At 69.1% G+C, this 16,226-nt stretch carries 12 protein-coding genes; 3 read left to right on the top strand and 9 right to left on the bottom strand.

Features of this window, described 5'->3' with window-relative positions; genetic code table 11:
• Positions 1–7: 7 nt before the first annotated feature.
• Positions 8–1,075 (bottom strand): SDR family oxidoreductase, encoded by a 1,068-nt coding sequence (locus HMPREF3113_RS10670; protein ID WP_217628706.1) that lies wholly within the window; start codon positions 1,073–1,075, stop codon positions 8–10.
• An 83-nt stretch (positions 1,076–1,158) separates the two neighbouring features.
• On the opposite strand from HMPREF3113_RS10670, the gene HMPREF3113_RS10665 reads away from it, so the two are divergent.
• Positions 1,159–1,539 carry a winged helix-turn-helix transcriptional regulator gene (locus HMPREF3113_RS10665; RefSeq protein ID WP_070472191.1) on the top strand — a complete coding sequence of 127 codons (381 nt, stop codon included), beginning with the start codon at positions 1,159–1,161 and terminating at the stop codon, positions 1,537–1,539.
• A gap of 148 nt (positions 1,540–1,687) precedes the next feature.
• Here HMPREF3113_RS10665 and HMPREF3113_RS10660 read toward each other — a convergent pair whose 3' ends face one another.
• The 3 genes from HMPREF3113_RS10660 to HMPREF3113_RS18800 form a co-directional block, all read right to left on the bottom strand.
• Entirely contained in the window at positions 1,688–2,209 is a 522-nt protein-coding gene (locus tag HMPREF3113_RS10660; protein ID WP_102788600.1) for a nuclear transport factor 2 family protein, read from the bottom strand.
• A 125-nt stretch (positions 2,210–2,334) separates the two neighbouring features.
• On the bottom strand, positions 2,335–2,532 hold the full coding sequence (locus tag HMPREF3113_RS10655) for a hypothetical protein (RefSeq protein ID WP_070426068.1): 198 nt from the start codon (positions 2,530–2,532) through the stop codon (positions 2,335–2,337).
• Positions 2,529–2,672 carry a hypothetical protein gene (locus HMPREF3113_RS18800; protein ID WP_019183543.1) on the bottom strand — a complete coding sequence of 48 codons (144 nt, stop codon included), beginning with the start codon at positions 2,670–2,672 and terminating at the stop codon, positions 2,529–2,531. The genes HMPREF3113_RS10655 and HMPREF3113_RS18800 overlap by 4 nt, the downstream gene beginning before the upstream one ends.
• Before the next feature lie 309 nt (positions 2,673–2,981).
• Between HMPREF3113_RS18800 and HMPREF3113_RS10650 the strand changes: the two genes are divergently transcribed.
• Together HMPREF3113_RS10650 and HMPREF3113_RS10645 are read left to right on the top strand one after the other, a co-directional pair.
• On the top strand, positions 2,982–5,543 hold the full coding sequence (locus tag HMPREF3113_RS10650; protein WP_070472188.1) for a methyl-accepting chemotaxis protein: 2,562 nt from the start codon (positions 2,982–2,984) through the stop codon (positions 5,541–5,543).
• Positions 5,544–5,666: 123 nt separating this feature from the next.
• Positions 5,667–8,249, top strand: coding sequence for an excinuclease ABC subunit UvrA (locus HMPREF3113_RS10645; protein WP_254665280.1), 2,583 nt, complete (start codon positions 5,667–5,669; stop codon positions 8,247–8,249).
• Positions 8,250–8,264: 15 nt separating this feature from the next.
• On the opposite strand, the gene HMPREF3113_RS10640 is transcribed toward HMPREF3113_RS10645, so the two are convergent.
• From HMPREF3113_RS10640 to HMPREF3113_RS10620, 5 genes are all read right to left on the bottom strand, one after another.
• Positions 8,265–10,781, bottom strand: a complete 2,517-nt coding sequence (locus HMPREF3113_RS10640; protein WP_070472183.1) for a PepSY domain-containing protein — start codon at positions 10,779–10,781, stop codon at positions 8,265–8,267.
• Between the two features lie 144 nt (positions 10,782–10,925).
• Positions 10,926–11,486, bottom strand: a complete 561-nt coding sequence (locus tag HMPREF3113_RS10635) for a TlpA family protein disulfide reductase (protein WP_070426064.1) — start codon at positions 11,484–11,486, stop codon at positions 10,926–10,928.
• On the bottom strand, positions 11,483–13,843 hold the full coding sequence (locus HMPREF3113_RS10630; protein ID WP_174704348.1) for a protein-disulfide reductase DsbD domain-containing protein: 2,361 nt from the start codon (positions 13,841–13,843) through the stop codon (positions 11,483–11,485). The genes HMPREF3113_RS10635 and HMPREF3113_RS10630 overlap by 4 nt, the downstream gene beginning before the upstream one ends.
• The gene (gene cutA / locus HMPREF3113_RS10625; protein WP_070472173.1) at positions 13,843–14,181 is read right to left on the bottom strand and encodes a divalent-cation tolerance protein CutA; all 339 of its coding nucleotides are present in this window, start codon (positions 14,179–14,181) and stop codon (positions 13,843–13,845) included. The genes HMPREF3113_RS10630 and cutA overlap by 1 nt, the downstream gene beginning before the upstream one ends.
• A 72-nt stretch (positions 14,182–14,253) precedes the next feature.
• Positions 14,254–16,038 (bottom strand): endonuclease, encoded by a 1,785-nt coding sequence (locus HMPREF3113_RS10620; RefSeq protein ID WP_070472170.1) that lies wholly within the window; start codon positions 16,036–16,038, stop codon positions 14,254–14,256.
• Between the last annotated feature and the right edge of the window lie 188 nt (positions 16,039–16,226).

Here is a 16,226-nt window from a genome sequence, read left to right as displayed (position 1 = left end):
GGCTCGATCAGGGGATCAGGCGCGCCGCCCGCAGGCGGGCGAACAGGTCGAAGAACGCATCGTCGCTGGGCTGGTAGTCCAGGAAGCCCATCCGGCGGCTTTTGGACATGTCCGTGATCACCTCCAGCGGGCGCCCGAGATCGGCATCGGTGTGCCAGGGCGAGATCAGCCGATGGATATCCGGCTCTGCCAGACCGTGCGTGGCGGCCAGTGCGGACCAGGGCGCGGCATCGTCGGCCATCTGCGCCGCCAGCGGCCGCACGTGGCCACTGAAGGGTACGGCCTCGATATCGAACCACGCCGCGATCCGGCCCCACATCCAGCGCCACCGGAACACGTCGCCGTTGACCACGTTGAAGGCCTGGTTGGCGGCGGCCGGTGTCTGCGTGGCCCACAGCAGATGACGCGCCAGCAGCCCGGCATCGGTCATGTCGGTCAGCCCCTCCCATTGGGCGAGCGAACCGGGGAACTGGAACGGGCGCCCGGTGTGCCTGCACAGGCTCGCGTGCACGGCCAGGGTCGTGCCCATGTTCATGGCATTGCCCACCGCCGCGCCGATCACCGTGTGCGGACGGTGCACGCTCCAGTGGAAGCCATCGCGGGCGGCGGCGGCAAACACCTCGTCTTCCTGTGCGTAGTAGAAGTTGTCCACGGGCAGGCGCGGTTGTTCTTCACGGAAGGGCGTCTGCGGCAGGTTGCCCTGCGCGTACGCCTCGAACGGGCCGAGGTAGTGTTTCAGGCCCGTCACCAGCGCTACGTGCTGCACCGTGCCAGCCGGCGCCAGGGCCTGCAGCAGGTGACGCACCATCGCGCCGTTCACCCGGATGTTCTCGGCCTCGTTGGCCTGCCGGGACCAGGTGGTGATGAACACGTGCGTGGGTGCCAGTCCGGACAGCGCGGCGCGCGTGGCCTGCGCATCGTGCAGGTCGGCGCAGACGCCGTGGGCGCCGGCGGGCAGCGAATCGGGCCGACGGGCCAGGCCGTGAACTTCCCAGCCCTCCTGAAGCAGCCGTTGTATCAGTGCACTGCCCACGATGCCGGTTGCACCGACCACCAACGCTTTCTGCCTCACGATGTCGCCTCTTTCATTGCTTTACAGGCGCACACCTTAGGATATCGAGGTACGCCTCGAAAGAAGGCACCAAACGGTAACCACACATGAAAACGGGTACTCCCGAAGAGCACTGGCGAGAGGATTGCGCCCCCCGGCGGGTGCTGGAGCTGTTCAGCACCAAGTGGACCTCGATGGTGCTGCACACCCTGGCCGTGCGGCATGACGGTACCGCCCGCAGCAACGCGCTGCACCGCAGCCTGCCGGCCGTCTCCAGGAAGATGCTGATCCAGACACTGCGTGACATGGAGCATGCGGGGATCGTGCTGCGCACCGAGTACCCCACCGTGCCGCCCTCGGTGGAGTACACATTGACCCCGCTGGGGCGGCAACTGGTCGAACCGATCGAACTGATCTACGACTGGGCGCGCCGCAATGCTGGCGCCCTGGACGCGTTGCAGCCGCGCGCGACCTCACGTCGGCGCTGAGCGGGACGTGCCTGCCGGATCGGGTAGGGTACGGCTCCCCTCCAGCGGATCGATGCCGTGGCGGCCTGACAGGATCAGCGGTCAGTGCGGTGTGGTACCGGCAATCCCTCAGGCGCACGGTGACAGTGCGGACCGACCCTGCCAGGCCTCACTTTTGTCCTGTCGTCTCCAGCGCCGCCTTTTCAGCCACGGTCAACGCGCGATGGCCGTAGCTCAGCACCCGGGTCATCTGCCATTGCCCGTCCTTGTGCTGCCAGACCATCACGAACTTCGCGCTGCCTTCGCACTTGCCGGTGGCCACCTCGCAGAAGCGGTGCTCGCCTTCCTCGATCGCGCCGAAGTTCTTGATCGGGTAGACCTTGAGCGTCCCGGGAACCCGTTCGCGGCGGACCTTGTGGCAAATGTACTTGCGCGTGTTGGAGACCACCGTGTCGCGATCGAACGTGGCCCCGCCGCTGTCGTGATAGAACTCGACGGTAGGCGAAAAGTAGCGGGTAAAGGTCTCCAGGTCGCAGCGGTTGTAAGCGTCGAAGACCTGGTCATCCAATCCGGTGATGGTGCGCGTGAGGGCAGCGGCATCTTCGGCCTCCTCGCCAGCGGATGCCGCCAGGGGCGCGAGCATGCCGGCGGCTAGGAGCACGGCGGCGACAACAGCGGGGAAGCGTTTCATCGGCAGTGCCTGCTTCAATCGGACCAGAGCGGGCGTCACTTTTCGCACGGGCCGGGACGCCCTTCAAGTGTCATTCGGACGGATGACCTCCGGCGCACGGAATGACGGGCGAGGGCAGTGGCCCCCTACAGCGTGCTGGAGTCCACCCGCTGGCGACCGGCCTGGGTGAGGTCGATGTCACCATCTTCGGCCTGCGCGGCGTAGCCGGCCTTGACGGCCCAGTTGGCCGCCTCATCGCTGACCGGACGCGTAGCGTTGATATCGCGAAGGATCTGCCGCTGTTCTTCAGTGAGGGGCGCCCGGGTGCTTTCGCTTCCGCTCATGGCGCGCGGACCTCGACGCTGATCGCGCCCTGGGCCAGCCGTGCGCGCTTGGCCCGCCGATGGTTCACCCACCACACCAGCCCCGGCAGGCCGTACAGCAGTGCACCGGCGAGCAGAAAGATCTTGAAGGCGGCATTCATGGCGGTCTCTCTCCGTGCGGTATGGCGTTGGTGCGTCGTGATCGGCCCGAGGTGTGGTGGCGCGCACCGGCGCCTGCAGCGGCCCCGGCCGCGACCCCAGCGCTAGTTCAGCGCAATCGCCGTGAAGGCGCTGTCCCTGCGAGGGATACCCCGAGCCGCAGGGCGCTCGTCGCCGGACCGTCATCACTTCGTCGTCTGGCTCGCTTACAACGGGAGCCGCTGGCGACGCCATGGCCGCTGGTTGAGATGGGCCCTAAAGTTCATCCAAAACCCGCCGATATCGATGCGTCCTTCCGCCTGGAGTACGTGATGTCGGCCGTCCCCCGCCGCCTGTCGTTGTTCGTCGCCCGCCTGGGCGACCGGTTCCGCTTCCGTCTGGCCCCGCCGTCCCGGCTGGCCGGGCTCGGTCGTCTCAGCGTGGCACAAAAACTCAGGGCCAGCCTGCTGATCTGCGGCCTGGGCCTGTTCGCGGTGGCCGTCGTGTACGGCTGGACGCGCCATGATAACGAGCGCGCCGCCGAGGCGTTCGCGGCGCATCAGCAGGAGGCGGCACGGGCCGCCACGCTGGCGACCGAGATCGCCGATGCACGGCGGCTGCAGACGCGGTATGCCAGCACCTTCGAAGATGCTGACCGGGAGGCCCTGCAGGCCGCGCAGCAGCGCCTGCAGACAACGTTGGCGCACCTGCAGCGCGATCCGCACGATGCCGGCAGTGCCGGGGCACTGCGCGAGCTGGCGGTGCGTGCGGGTGACTTCGCCGAGGGCATCACCGCATTGAATGCCCGGGTGGATGAGATGGGGCGCGGTGATGCCGGCCTGCGTGCGCAGCTGGAGGCCGCGGCCGCCACGCTGGAGGCCAGCGTCGAGGCCAGCGCGAGCCCGGTGCTGATGGCCCTGCTGCAGAAGATGCGGCGCGAGGAAAGCCTGCTGCTGCTCACCGGTGATTCGGCGCACACCGATCGTGCCAGCGAACAGAAGCTGCCGTTCGATCTGGCGCTGGCGCAGGCGCGGCTGGGCGCAGACACGCAGGACGCGCTGCGCACGCAGATGGACGACTACCAGGGCGCGCTGTTGGCCTACACCGCTGCCCGCATCGGGCTGGACGTGGAAGCGCAGTCACTGGCCGAGACCGCGGCCCAGATCGGCCCGGGGCTGCAGGCGCTGCAACAGGCGCAGACGCTGGCCTTGGCGGCGGCACGCGAGCGACAGGCCGCGCGGGCCAGCACCATGGGGGTCGTGTTCGCGCTGACCCTGCTGCTGGTGGCGGTGGTGCTGATCGCCACGCTGCTGCTGGTGCTGCGCGCGGTGCGCCACCCGATCACCGATACGTTGCGCTTTGCCGAGGACATCGCCGAGGATCGGCTCGACACGGTGCTGACCATCCACAATCCATACGACGAGATCGGCCAGCTGGCCGCGCGCCTGCGCCACATGCAGCACCGCCTGCGTGAGCGGATCGACGCCGAGCGTGCGGTCGCGCGCGACAACACCCGTGCCCGCCAGGCGCTGGACTGCGCACAGACCGGGGTGATGGTGCTCGACGGCGAGGGGCAGATCGGTTTCCTCAACCAGGCGCTGCTGGCCGAACTGCAGCTCACGCACGCGGACTGGAGCGGCCAACCGGCTGCCGCCCTGCATCCGGCCTTCGCCACCCTGGTGCCGACGCTGCAGGCCGGCCAGCGCGCCAGCCGCGAGATCGAGCACGCGGGCATCCGCTACCAGCTGGTGATCACCCCGATCGTGGACCACGGCCAGCTGCTGGGCGCAGCGGTGGAGTGGCGCAGCCGCGCGCTGGAAACCACGGTGGAAAACGAAGTCGCCGCACTGGTGGACGCCGCCGCACGGGGGGAACTGCACGGGCGCATCTCGGTGGACGACAAGCAGGGCTTCGTCAAAACCCTGGCCCTGAGCATCAACCACCTGCTCGATACCTTCCAGAGCAATCTGTCCGGGCTGCAGGGGCTGCTCTCGGCGCTGTCGCAGGGCGATCTGCGCGTCCGCATGCACGGTGACTTCCACGGCGTGTTCGCCCGCCTGCGCGACGATGCCAATGCCACGGTGATGCAGCTGACCGACATCGTCGCGCGCATCCAGCAGGCCTCGCTGGCGATCAACCATGCCGCCGGTGAGATCGTCGCCGGCAACCACGACCTCTCCGGCCGCACCGAGCGCCAGGCGGCGCATCTGGAAGAGACCGCCTCCTCGATGGAGGAGCTCTCGGCCACCGTGCGGCAGAACGCGGATTCAGCGCAGCAGGCCAACCAGCTGGCGATACGCGCGGCCGAAGTTGCGGCCCGCGGTGGCGAATCGGTGGCGCAGGTGGTCACCACCATGGCCGATATCGCCCTGTCCTCGCGGCGGATCGGGGAGATCACCGGGGTGATCGACGGGATCGCGTTCCAGACCAACATCCTGGCCCTGAACGCCGCCGTGGAAGCGGCGCGGGCCGGCGAGCAGGGGCGCAGCTTCGCGGTGGTGGCCAGCGAAGTACGCCTGTTGGCACAGCGCAGTGCCGACGCTGCGCGCCAGATCAAGCAGCTGATCGACGCCTCGGTAGAGAAGGTCGATGCCGGCACGCGCCAGGTCGATGACGCGGGTGCGACCATGGGTGAGATCGTCGGCAGCGTGCAGCGGGTGACATCGATCATGGCCAGCATTTCAGCCGCGTCGCAGCAGCAGACCGCGGGCATCGAGCAGGTGAGCCAGACGTTGCTGCAGATGGATGGCAGCACGCAGCAGAATGCGGCGCTGGTGGAAGAGGCTTCGGCCTCGGCGCGCGCCCTGGACCGCCAGGCCTCGCTGCTGGGCGAAGCGGTGGATGCCTTCGTCGTGACGCCACCGCCGCCGGCGCGTGTGCGGGCGACGGCCTGAGGCTGCGTCAAGGCCGCGCTCACCGTTCTTCACCGGCGGTGAGCCGGCGCTGTGGTTCGCTATTGTCCACGTATGAAGAAATCCACGCGCCGGCCGTCGCCTCCCACTGCCCCGGATGCCTTCGTGCGCGTCCGGGGTGCACGCGAACACAACCTGAAGAATGTGGATGTCGAGATCCCGCGCGATGCGCTGGTGGTGTTCTCCGGCATCTCCGGCTCGGGCAAGTCGTCGCTGGCGTTCGGCACGCTCTACGCCGAGGCACAGCGCCGCTACCTGGAATCACTGTCGCCGTATGCGCGCCGGCTGATCGACCAGGTCGGCGTGCCGGATGTGGATGCGATCGAAGGGCTGCCACCGGCCGTGGCCCTGCAGCAGCAGCGCGGCACCGCCAGCGTGCGCTCCAGCGTCGGCAGCGTGACCACGTTGTCGAGTCTGCTGCGGATGCTGTACTCGCGCGCCGGTACCTATCCGGCCAGGCAACCCATGCTGTACGCCGAAGACTTCTCGCCGAACACGCCGCAGGGCGCCTGCCCGAACTGCCACGGCCTGGGCTACGTGTATGAGGTGACCGAGCAATCGATGGTGCCCGATCCGTCGCTGAGCATCCGCGAGCGCGCCATCGCCGCGTGGCCGCCGGCGTGGCACGGGCAGAACCAACGCGACATCCTGGTCACGCTCGGCTACGACGTGGACATTCCCTGGCGCGATCTGCCCAAGAAGCAGCGGGATTGGATCCTGTTCACCGAAGAACAGCCGGTGGTGCCGGTCTACGCCGGCTTTACCCCGGCCGAAACCCGCGCCGCGCTGCGGCGCAAGGAAGAACCCAGTTACATGGGCACCTTCAGCGGTGCGCGCCGCTATGTGCTGCACACCTTTGCGACCACGCAGAGTGCGATGATGAAAAAGCGCGTGGCGCGCTACATGATCGGCGCGCAGTGCCCGGTCTGTGATGGCCGCCGGCTGAAGCGCGAGGCGCTCTCGGTGACGTTCGCCGGCATGGATATCGGCACCCTGTCGCAGCTGCCGCTCAGTGCGATGGCGCAGGCGCTGCGTCCCGCAGCGGAAGGGCATTTCGACGCACCTACCGCCACCGCCACGCGCAGCCGCAGTGCAGGCCGCAAGGCGACCGCCAAGCGCGTCGCCGCCGGTGGCAATGCGCATGCCGGCGGCAGTGACGTACGCCGCACGCCGGATCTGTCCGAAGAGAAACGCATCGCGGCACAGCGCATCGCGCACGATCTGGTCGAGCGGATCGGCACGCTGCAGTCGCTGGGCCTGGGTTATCTGTCGATGGACCGCGCGACCCCGACGCTGTCGCCGGGCGAACTGCAGCGCCTGCGCCTGGCGACGCAGATCCGTTCCAGCCTGTTCGGCGTGGTGTACGTGCTGGATGAACCCACCGCCGGCCTGCATCCGGCCGATGGCGAGGCCCTGTACGACGCGCTGGCCCAGCTCAAGGCCGGCGGCAATACCTTGTTCGTGGTCGAGCATGATCTGGAGATGCTGCGCCGCGCGGACTGGCTGGTGGATGTCGGCCCCGGCGCAGGGCAGCATGGCGGCCAGGTGCTCTACAGCGGGCCGCCGGACGGCCTGCGCACGGTCAAAGCCTCGGTCACTGCGCCGTATCTGTTCCAGGACACCACCGGCACGCGCCGCACGCCGCGCGCGCCGTCCGGCTGGCTGGGCCTGCAGGGCGTCCACCGCAACAATCTGCATGGCGTGGAGGCGCGCTTTCCGCTTGGTGCGTTCACCGCAGTCACCGGCGTCTCCGGCTCGGGAAAGTCCAGTCTGGTCAGCCAGGCACTGGTGGAGCTGGTGGGCGAACACCTGGGCCAGGAGCCGCTGACCGAGGAAACCGACAGCGAGTTGCCGCAGCCCAGCCGCATCGAACGCACGCGTGGCCGCTTGAACGGGGCCAAGGCGATCAAGCGGCTGGTCAATGTGGATCAGAAGCCGATCGGGCGCACGCCGCGCTCCAACCTGGCCACCTATACCGGCCTGTTCGATCATGTGCGCCGGCTGTTCGCCGGCACGCGCTCGGCCAAGGCGCGCCGCTACAGCGTCGGCCGCTTCTCCTTCAACGTCGCCGCCGGGCGCTGCGAGACCTGCGAAGGTGAGGGTTTCGTCCACGTCGAACTGCTGTTCATGCCCAGCGTCTATGCGCCGTGCCCTACCTGCCACGGGCAGCGTTACAACGCCAAGACGCTGGAGGTGCAGTGGAACGGGCGCAACATCGCGCAGGTGCTGGCGATGACGGTGGAGGAGGCGTTGGCGTTCTTCGCCGACGAGCCACCGGTGCAGCGGCCGCTGCAGCTGCTGCGGGATATCGGCCTGGGCTATCTGCGCCTGGGCCAGCCCGCCACGGAGCTGTCCGGCGGCGAAGCGCAGCGGATCAAGCTGGCCACCGAGCTGCAGCGCAGCCAGCACGGCAGCAGCCTGTACGTGCTGGACGAGCCGACCACGGGTCTGCATCCGGCCGACGTGGACAAGCTGATGGCGCAGCTGCACGGTCTGGTGGATGCCGGCAACACGGTGTTGGTCGTCGAGCACGACCTGCGCGTGGTGGCCGATGCGGACTGGGTGATCGATGTGGGGCCGGGGGCTGGCGAAGAGGGCGGGCGGATCGTGGCCGAGGGCACGCCGGCACAGGTCAGCCGGGCCACGCAGGGGGCGACGGCGCGCTATCTGCGCCGCTGGTTCCCCTGAGCGGCCAGGCGTTGCTCAGTACACATCGCGACGGTAGCGTCCGTCGTTGAGCAGGGCATCGACCGGATCGTTGCCCAGTACCTCGCGCAGCACCGCATCGACGCCTTCGGCCATGCCGTGCAGCGAGCCGCACACATAGATGCTGCCACCCAGATCCACCCATGCGCGCAGTGCCTCCGGTGCGGCGCGCAGACGATCCTGCACATAGCCGCCACCCTCGGCATCGCGCGAGAACGCCAGGTCCACGCGGCTTAGATGGCCCTTCGCCTGCCAGGCCTCGATCTCCTCGCGATAGAGGAAATCGTGCGCGCGGGTGCGCTCGCCGAACACCAGCCAGTGCCCGCGGTCGCCCTGTGCGTCCGCTTCGCGCAGCAGGCTGCGCAGGCCGGCGATACCGGTGCCGTTGCCGATCAGCAGCATCGGGGCATGCTCGGGATGGCGATGGAAGCCGGTGTTGCGACGTACCCGGGCCGCGATGCTCTCCGCCTCGGTGGCATGCACGCACAGCCAGCCAGAGCCCAGCCCATGGCGGCCGTCGGGCAGCGCGGTCAGGCGGATCACCAGCTGCACGGCCCCATCGGCCGGTACCGAGGCGATCGAGTACTCGCGATGGGGCAGCGCCGGCAGCCGCGCCAGCCAGCGCGCGGCATCGGCTGCGGCGGCGGGATCACGTGGCTCCACAGCCTCCGGCAGCACGCGCGCGGCAGCCGCTTCGAGCAGCGTCGTGATCCGTCCATCGACCGTCACCGGTGCCTGCGGATCCAGGCCGTTGCGGGCCAGTGCCGCCAGCACGTGGGCACGCGCGTGGCGGGGCGCCATCTCCAGGATGTCACCGGCCTGCCAGTGCGCGTGGGCCGGCGGGTGCAGTGCCACCTGCCAGATCGCCCCGGCGGCGCTGCCCGAATTGAGCACGGTTCGCGCACCGAGTGCCCACGGCTGCAGCGCGACCGGCGCCGGCAGCGGCGTGTGGTCCTCAACGCCGGTCAGCAGGGCCAGCTGCTGCTGCCACTGCGCCAGTGGCACCGCATCGGTGCGATCCACCTCGATGCTGGCGAACAGCCGCTGCGCGCCCTGCGCCGCCAGCCAGCCGTCCACCTGGCGCGAGAAACCACAGAAGCGGGCGTACTCGCGATCACCGAGCCCAAGCACGGCATACCTCATTCCCTGCAGCGCAGCGGCGTGCGCCAGCACCCGACGCTCGAAGGCACGCGCGGCGTCCGGTGCTTCGCCATCGCCGAAGGTGCTGATGACGAACAACGCGGTGTCCGTGCCTGCCAGGACTGCGGCATCCACCTGCGCCAGCGGGCGGACGTGCACCGGCAGGCCGGCCGCCTGCAGCTGTGCAGCCGTGCGCCAGGCCAGCTGTTCGGCAAAGCCACTCTGGCTGGCGAATGCCACCAGCCACGGCTGCCCGGTGCCGATGGCGGTCGCCAGTGGCAGGCGCGAGGCGCGCACGTCGCGTTTCTTGCGGCGGCGGTCCAGGTAGAGCATCCAGCCGGTGATGAAGAACACCAGCATGCCCAGGCTGGAGAGCATCACGATGATCCGCCCCGGCAGCCCGAAGAAGCTGCCCGAGTGCAGCGCGAACACACTGACGATGATCTTGCCGCCAACGGTCTTGCTGCGGTAAGGCTCGTAGGAGAGCAGGGCACCCGTGGACGGATCGAGCTGGAGGATGTCCTGCGCGCGGTCGTGCGCGGTGTTGCTTCCCTGCACGCGGCTGGTGAGCGCACGGCCTGGCTTGGCCGGGAAACGAAGATCGATGTACCCGCGCCGCACGCCTTCCAAGGCGTACAGCGTGGTCTGCACCTTGTGCAGGTCCAGTGGGCCGCCACGGGTGCGCGGCGCGGTCTGCTCGGCCGCGGGGCCGCCCAGCAATGCGGTTGCGCCCTTGCGGTACCAGTCAAACGACCACCACAGCCCGGTCAGCGCGATCATCAGGTAGACCAGCAGCACCCAGGTGCCGACCACCGAGTGCAGGCTCCACAGGAAACTGCGCCCGCTGCGCGCCCACTCCACCGCCAGCCAGGTGCGCCAGTGCCACCAGCGCCGCGGCCAGCGCAGGTACAGGCCGGACAGGCAGAAGAACACCAGCGCGATCGCGCAGCTGCCGGTGATCAGGCTGCCGCGCTCACCGCTGACCAGGTGGCGATGCAGATCCTCGACGAAGGCGAAGAAGTCCAGCCCCTTCAGCTCGGTGAGCACGGTGCCGGTGTACGGATCGAAATAGCGCCAATTCGCCTGGCCGCCTTCGAAACGCGCCACCGACAGGCGCTGCCCGGTGGCGTCCACGCGCAGCCGCTGCAGCGGCTGTGGCATGCCCTGCTGCAGCCGTGGCAGCAGCTCTGTCAGGGCCAATGGCTGCTCGCCCGCCGCGTGCCGCTGCACCACCTGCGCCAGGGCCGGGTTGGCCGCGCGCATGATCTCGTCTTCAAAGGCCAGCGTGGCCCCGCTCAGGCCCATCACCGCCAACACGGTGCCGGCGGTAATGCCCAGCAGCCAGTGCAGCTGGAAAATGATGGTCTTCAACATGGGGGCGGTCCGGCGGCAAGGCGAAGCGCGCCCGGCGGTGGATGAGAATGGATCTCGTCATTGTTGGGCGCAGGCCGGAGGCGGTCAATAGCCCAGGTCGGGCCCGTAGGGCCCCCGATCAAACAGCCACTTCGCCCAAGCGCGTCAGGGCGTTGCCCAGGCCTCGATTTCGCCGGCCGCAAACGGCCCCAGCTTCTGTTTCACGATGCGCCCCTGCGCGTCGATCAGCACGGAATACGGCAGCAGCCCCTGCGCATTGCCCAGCCGCACGCTGGCATCGGCCGGCCCGGGGGTATCGAGCACGATCGGATATGCGACCGGTACGCGGGTCAGGAAATCGCGCACGCCCTCGGGCGTATCCAGCGCCAGCCCGAGCACCTGCACGCCGGTAGCGCCCTGGGCATCGGCAAAGGCGGTCAGCGCGGGCATTTCCTCCACGCAGGGGCCGCACCAGCTGGCCCAGACATTGATCAGCAGCGGACGCCCGTGGAAGCTGGCCAGGTCCTGCGGTTTCCCTTGGAGGTCCGGCAGGGTGATCGCCGGCATCGGATCCCCCGGTTGGGCCGCGACCACCGCCGGCCGTGGCGGTGGCGGGGCAGTGGCCGGGCGCTCGTCATGCCCGGCGAACCAGACGCCGGCGCCGATGCCCAGCACGGCCGCGATCACGACCACCACGACCGTCCGCCGTGGTGGCCGCAGGCTCATCGCGCGGTCCGCAGCAGCGCTTCTTCCACCAGCGCCTGGGTCAGCACGGTCGGCAGCACGGTGGGCGGGGCGCCCGGGCCGTAGACCACGTACAGCGGCACGCCGACGGCCTTGTGCTCATCCAGGAAGGCGGTGATCTGCGGGTCGACATTGGTGTAGTCGCCGCGCATGTAGACCGCGTTGGTCCGCCGCAACGTATCGCGGAAGGCGTCGGTGCCCAGCACCGCGCGCTCGTTGGCCTTGCAGGTCACGCACCAGTCGGCGGTCATGTTGACGAACACCACGCGGTTGTCCTGGCGCAGGCGGTCCAGCATCTGCGGCGAGTACTCCACCACGTTGTCGCTGGCCGACTGTGCGGCCTTGGCCGGCGGATCCAGGCGGGTCACGCCCCAGATCGGGTACAGCGCGCCGAGCACCAACAGCAGGGCCAGCAGGCCGCCCACGCGCTGGCTGCGCCAGCGGCTGCGTTCGAACCACCACAGGGCCAGCGACAGGATCACCAGGCCGCCCAGCACCAGCGCCATGGCGTCCACGCCGCGCTGCTTGCCCAGCACCCACAGCAGCCAGATCGCGGTGCCGTACATCGGGAAGGCCAGCACCAGCTTGAGGGTTTCCATCCACGCACCGGGGCGCGGCAGGCGGCGCGCCAGCGAGGGCACGAAGCCGATCAGCAGGAATGGCAGCGCCAGACCCAGGCCGAGCGCCAGGAACACCAGCATCGCCTGCAGGCCGGGTGCCGCGAAGGCGTAGGCCAGGGCCGGCCCCATGAACGGAGCCACGCACGGGCTGGCCACCACGCAGGCGAGCACGCCGGTGAAGAAATCGCCGACCGGACCGCTGCGCGAGGCCAGCGACTGGCCCATGCCACCCAGGCTGCCGCCGAGGGTGAACACGCCCGACAGGCTCAGGCCCACGGCGAACATCAGGTACACCAGCGCGGCGATGAACCACGGGTGCTGCAACTGGAAGCCCCATCCCGCGGCCTGGCCGGCCGCCCGCAGCGCGATCACCAGGGCGCCGATGGCAGCGAAGGCCACCAGCACGCCGGCGGTGTACCAGAGCGCATGGCTGCGCGCGCGCTGGCGGCTCTCGCCACTCTGCGCCACGCCCAGCACCTTCAGCGACAGGATCGGCAGCACGCACGGCATCAGGTTGAGGATCAGGCCACCGGCCACGGCGAACAGCAGCAGCACCAGCAGGTTGCCGGGCGCGGCGGCCGGTGCCACCGGCGGCGGGGTGCGCTGCGCGTTGTCGGCACTGGCATCGGGCGGGGTGGCGGTATCGCCGGGCACGGCCAGCGCCGGTTCGTTCGGGCGGATCAGCATCGGCTGGCTGCCGGCGTCGCTGCGGGCCTGGTCGCGCTTGTCGCGATTGGGCAGTGGGGCGATGACCTCGGTCTTCTGCGCGACCTCATCGGCCTTGGCGTTGATCGTGCCTGCCGGCAGCGCCAGCTTCACCCGGCGCGTCATCGGCGGGTAGCAGATGCCATCGGTCTGGCAGCCTTGGAAGGTGATCACCAGCGTGGCGTCGGTCGCACCGGCGGTGCTGCGGCGCAGGGGCAGCGGTACATCGATCTGGTCGAAATACACCGCGACATCGCCGAAGTGTTCATCGCGGTGCGATTTGGCAGCCGGCCACTTGGGCTTGTCCGCGCGGATGCCCGGGGCGCCTTCCAGCGCCAGCGAGGTGCGGTCGCGATACAGGTAGTAGCCCGGCGCCGGGGTGAAACGCAGCAGCACGGTATTGCCATCGCCGACGATCGCATCGAAGCCGAACGCGCGCTCGGAGGGTAGCGGCAGCGCCTGGGTGGTGCTGGTGCCGGGCAGGCGCAGGCCGGTGCCGGTGTTGCCGGCCAGCGGGTTGTTGAACGGGGAGGCAGCAGCGCTGGCGGCAGCCGGGGCGGTGCTGGCCGCGCCGCTGCCACCGCCCGGCAGTTTCACCTGCAGCGTGCGCTTCTGCGGCGGGTAGCACACGCCAGCATCGGCGCAGCCCTGGTAGCGCACTTCCAGCGTGACGGTGTCGGCGCCGTCGGCGGCCTTGCCGGGCAGGACACCGGTCAGGCGCTCGCGGTAGGTCTCCACCTCGCCGAAGAAGTCATCGTGGTGCTTCTTGCCGGCCGGCAGCTGCAGCGCCTCGGCATCGAAGCCGGCCTCGGCCTTGACCGTGGTGCGGTGGCGATACAGGTAATAGCCCGGGGCGATCTTCCAGCTGATCTCCACGCGATCGCGGTCACGCGCCTGCGCAGTAAGCCCGAAGGCCTCATCGACCGGGAGCAGGTCTTTTTCACTGACGGCCCAGGCCGGCAGGGAGACCACGAGCAACGCGCACAGCGCGGCAACACGACGAAACAGCGTCATCAATCACTTTCCTCACGGGTCTGCGCCCGAATCCAATCCAGGTACGCCGGCAGGCCGGCGCGGGTTTCGACCGCGATGCACTCGGGGAGTTCATACGGATGCAGGGCCTGCACGCGCGCGATCGCGGCATCCAGGCGGCTGCCGGTGGTCTTGATCACCAGTTGGACCTCATGGTCCTCGGTGACCTCGGCCTGCCAACGGTAGGTCGAGTGCGCCCCGTCCAGGCGCGTCACGCACGCGGCCAGGCGTTCGTCCACCAGCGCATGTGCCAGCCGCGTGGCGCAGGCCACGTCGGGGCAGGTGGTGAACAGCAGGAAGACGGGATCGGCAATCGACATGACCGCCGAGTATAGGACCGCTGGAGGCCAATGGTCCGACCGGCGCCGCGAGGGGGCGCCGGTCGGCCGGGCTCAGTTGGCCAGCTGGCAGGTGGCCGGCCTGGCCGAGGTGAACAGCGCCGGGGTGGCCCATTCGGGGTGGTCGATGAACGGATTGCGGTTGCCCTGGAAACTGAAGATCACCTCGTTGCGAGCGCGTTCTGCCGCGTCCGGCGGGTCGGCAAGGTGCCAGTCGATCAGGGTTGAGAGCAGGCCCATGTAGGCCGGCGAGGCCGACGTTTTGACGATCTTGCTGCGGTCGTCGGTCAGCTCCAGATCGGGCTCGGACTGGCCGGTTTTCGCATCTTTACCGCCTTCATAACGGATCGCCATGTACATCACCGCACGCGCCATATCGCCCTTGCGGTGGCCCCACACTTCGAACGAGCCGCCATTGCCATCGGGCGTGCGCACCCAGTTGGAGGTGCCCGGGTAGCCGCCGCTGCCGCCGCCGGACCCGTTGTTGGATTCGGTCTCACGCTCACCGCAGTTGCTGTCGCATTTGGCATAGGGCTTGTTGCCGCGGTCCGCATTCCACTGCGCATCGGTCAGGTACAGCATGTGGGTGTCGGTATACGGCGCGTAGGGCAGGCCCTTGTCGCCGGTGGTGCTGGCAAAGCCCAGCGAGTTGGGCCAGGTGTGCTCGCGGTTGTAGGTCAGCCCACTGCCGGTGCCGGCCCGCCCGCTGACCTTGGCGTAGCTGCGGTTGCGGTAGGCATCGAGGATGTTGCCGCTGTTGTTGGGATCTTCGTCGGCGATCTCCAGGATCGTCCAGGTGCTGGTGCCCGAGCCGCTGTACGGGTAGGCGGTGTGGCCCTTGATGGTCTCGTGCAGCGAGCAGCGCAGCTGGCTGGGGCTGGAGGTGTTCACCTTCGCGTAGTACTCGCCGGGGTTGCCCGGATTGCCCGGGTCGGGCGTGGTGGCGGTGGCCACGGTGAACGCAATGCGGGTATCGGCGGCCGGGCGCGCGCCCTGGGCATCCTTCACGCGGGTGGCGCGGATATCGAAGCGGCAGGCTTCCCCCGCCACCAGCGCGGTGTTGGTGGCCAGCGTGAAGCGGGTACCGGTGGTCGGATGGCTCAGCGCGACCGTGCCGGACTGGCCGCAGCTCAGCGCGAACGCGCCGCTGGAGAGGGTGACCGGCTCACTGAAGGTGACGCTCAGGTCGGCCGCGGCCGGGAAAGTGCTGGCGCCCTGTTCGGGGGTGGTGGCCGTGACCGAGGGCGCGGTATTCGGGCCGGTCGGGCCGCCGCCGCTGAAGGTCTGACCGTGGTTGCAGGCGCCGAAGGTCTGCCCGGCCGATTCGGCCCAGGTGAAATGCGCGTACTGGCTGCCGGTGCCGGTCAGCTGCAGGGAGGTGCCCGGGGCGGTGCTGTTGGTCTCGCTGACCGGGATGTTCTGGCTGGTCAGGCCCGCGGCGGGTCCCCCGGCCGCGGTGATGGTGCCCTCGTAGCTGAGGAACTGGACCACCTTGCCGCTGGCATCGACCAGGGCGATGCCATCGTTGGGACCGTTCTGGAGGCCGTTGGTCGGGTAGCTGACCGTGGCCAGCCGCGCGCTGCCGCAGCTGGCGGTGCCGGCCGGGACCGCGTTGTCGGCGTAGACCGCGGCGGCCGAGGGATTGCTGCCGTTGTAGAGGTAGAGCCGGTAGCCGGACAGGTCCTCACCGGCGGTGGCGACCACCTCGATCGCCTCGCCGACATCCCCGGCCGGGGTGCTGTCGTCGTAATGCAGTTCATTGATGAATACATCGGCCCGGGCCGGGCTGGTGGCCAGTACCAGCAGGCAGGCCAGGGACAGCGGCGTCAGCAACCTCATCTACGGCTCCTTGTGATTGGTCAGTGCCGCTCGAATCTACGCAATCCAGATGACACATCCGCCACCCTGTCGGATTCGACCTTTCGCACTGAGAACTGCGTCAAACATTCACGTCCGACGACCGGCCGGCAAAAAAATCCGATCGGCTGCCCTTGAAAGGGCAGGGGCCAGCACCATCTCTGCTCTGT

The organism is Stenotrophomonas sp. HMSC10F06, assembly GCF_001807865.1.
In the GTDB taxonomy this organism is placed as follows: domain Bacteria; phylum Pseudomonadota; class Gammaproteobacteria; order Xanthomonadales; family Xanthomonadaceae; genus Stenotrophomonas; species Stenotrophomonas bentonitica_A.
This window is presented reverse-complemented; position numbering and strand designations above follow the sequence as displayed.

Excerpts from the sequence above, each read along its gene's own strand:
- HMPREF3113_RS10620 (WP_070472170.1), bottom strand. The coding sequence starts at position 16,038 with ATGAGGTTGCTGACGCCGCTGTCCCTGGCCTGCCTGCTGGTACTGGCC.
- HMPREF3113_RS10640 (WP_070472183.1), bottom strand. The coding sequence starts at position 10,781 with ATGTTGAAGACCATCATTTTCCAGCTGCACTGGCTGCTGGGCATTACC.
- HMPREF3113_RS10630 (WP_174704348.1), bottom strand. The coding sequence starts at position 13,843 with ATGACGCTGTTTCGTCGTGTTGCCGCGCTGTGCGCGTTGCTCGTGGTC.
- cutA (WP_070472173.1), bottom strand. The coding sequence starts at position 14,181 with ATGTCGATTGCCGATCCCGTCTTCCTGCTGTTCACCACCTGCCCCGAC.
- HMPREF3113_RS10655 (WP_070426068.1), bottom strand. The coding sequence starts at position 2,532 with ATGAGCGGAAGCGAAAGCACCCGGGCGCCCCTCACTGAAGAACAGCGG.
- HMPREF3113_RS18800 (WP_019183543.1), bottom strand. The coding sequence starts at position 2,672 with ATGAATGCCGCCTTCAAGATCTTTCTGCTCGCCGGTGCACTGCTGTAC.
- HMPREF3113_RS10635 (WP_070426064.1), bottom strand. The coding sequence starts at position 11,486 with ATGAGCCTGCGGCCACCACGGCGGACGGTCGTGGTGGTCGTGATCGCG.
- HMPREF3113_RS10650 (WP_070472188.1), top strand. The coding sequence starts at position 2,982 with ATGTCGGCCGTCCCCCGCCGCCTGTCGTTGTTCGTCGCCCGCCTGGGC.
- HMPREF3113_RS10665 (WP_070472191.1), top strand. The coding sequence starts at position 1,159 with ATGAAAACGGGTACTCCCGAAGAGCACTGGCGAGAGGATTGCGCCCCC.
- HMPREF3113_RS10660 (WP_102788600.1), bottom strand. The coding sequence starts at position 2,209 with ATGAAACGCTTCCCCGCTGTTGTCGCCGCCGTGCTCCTAGCCGCCGGC.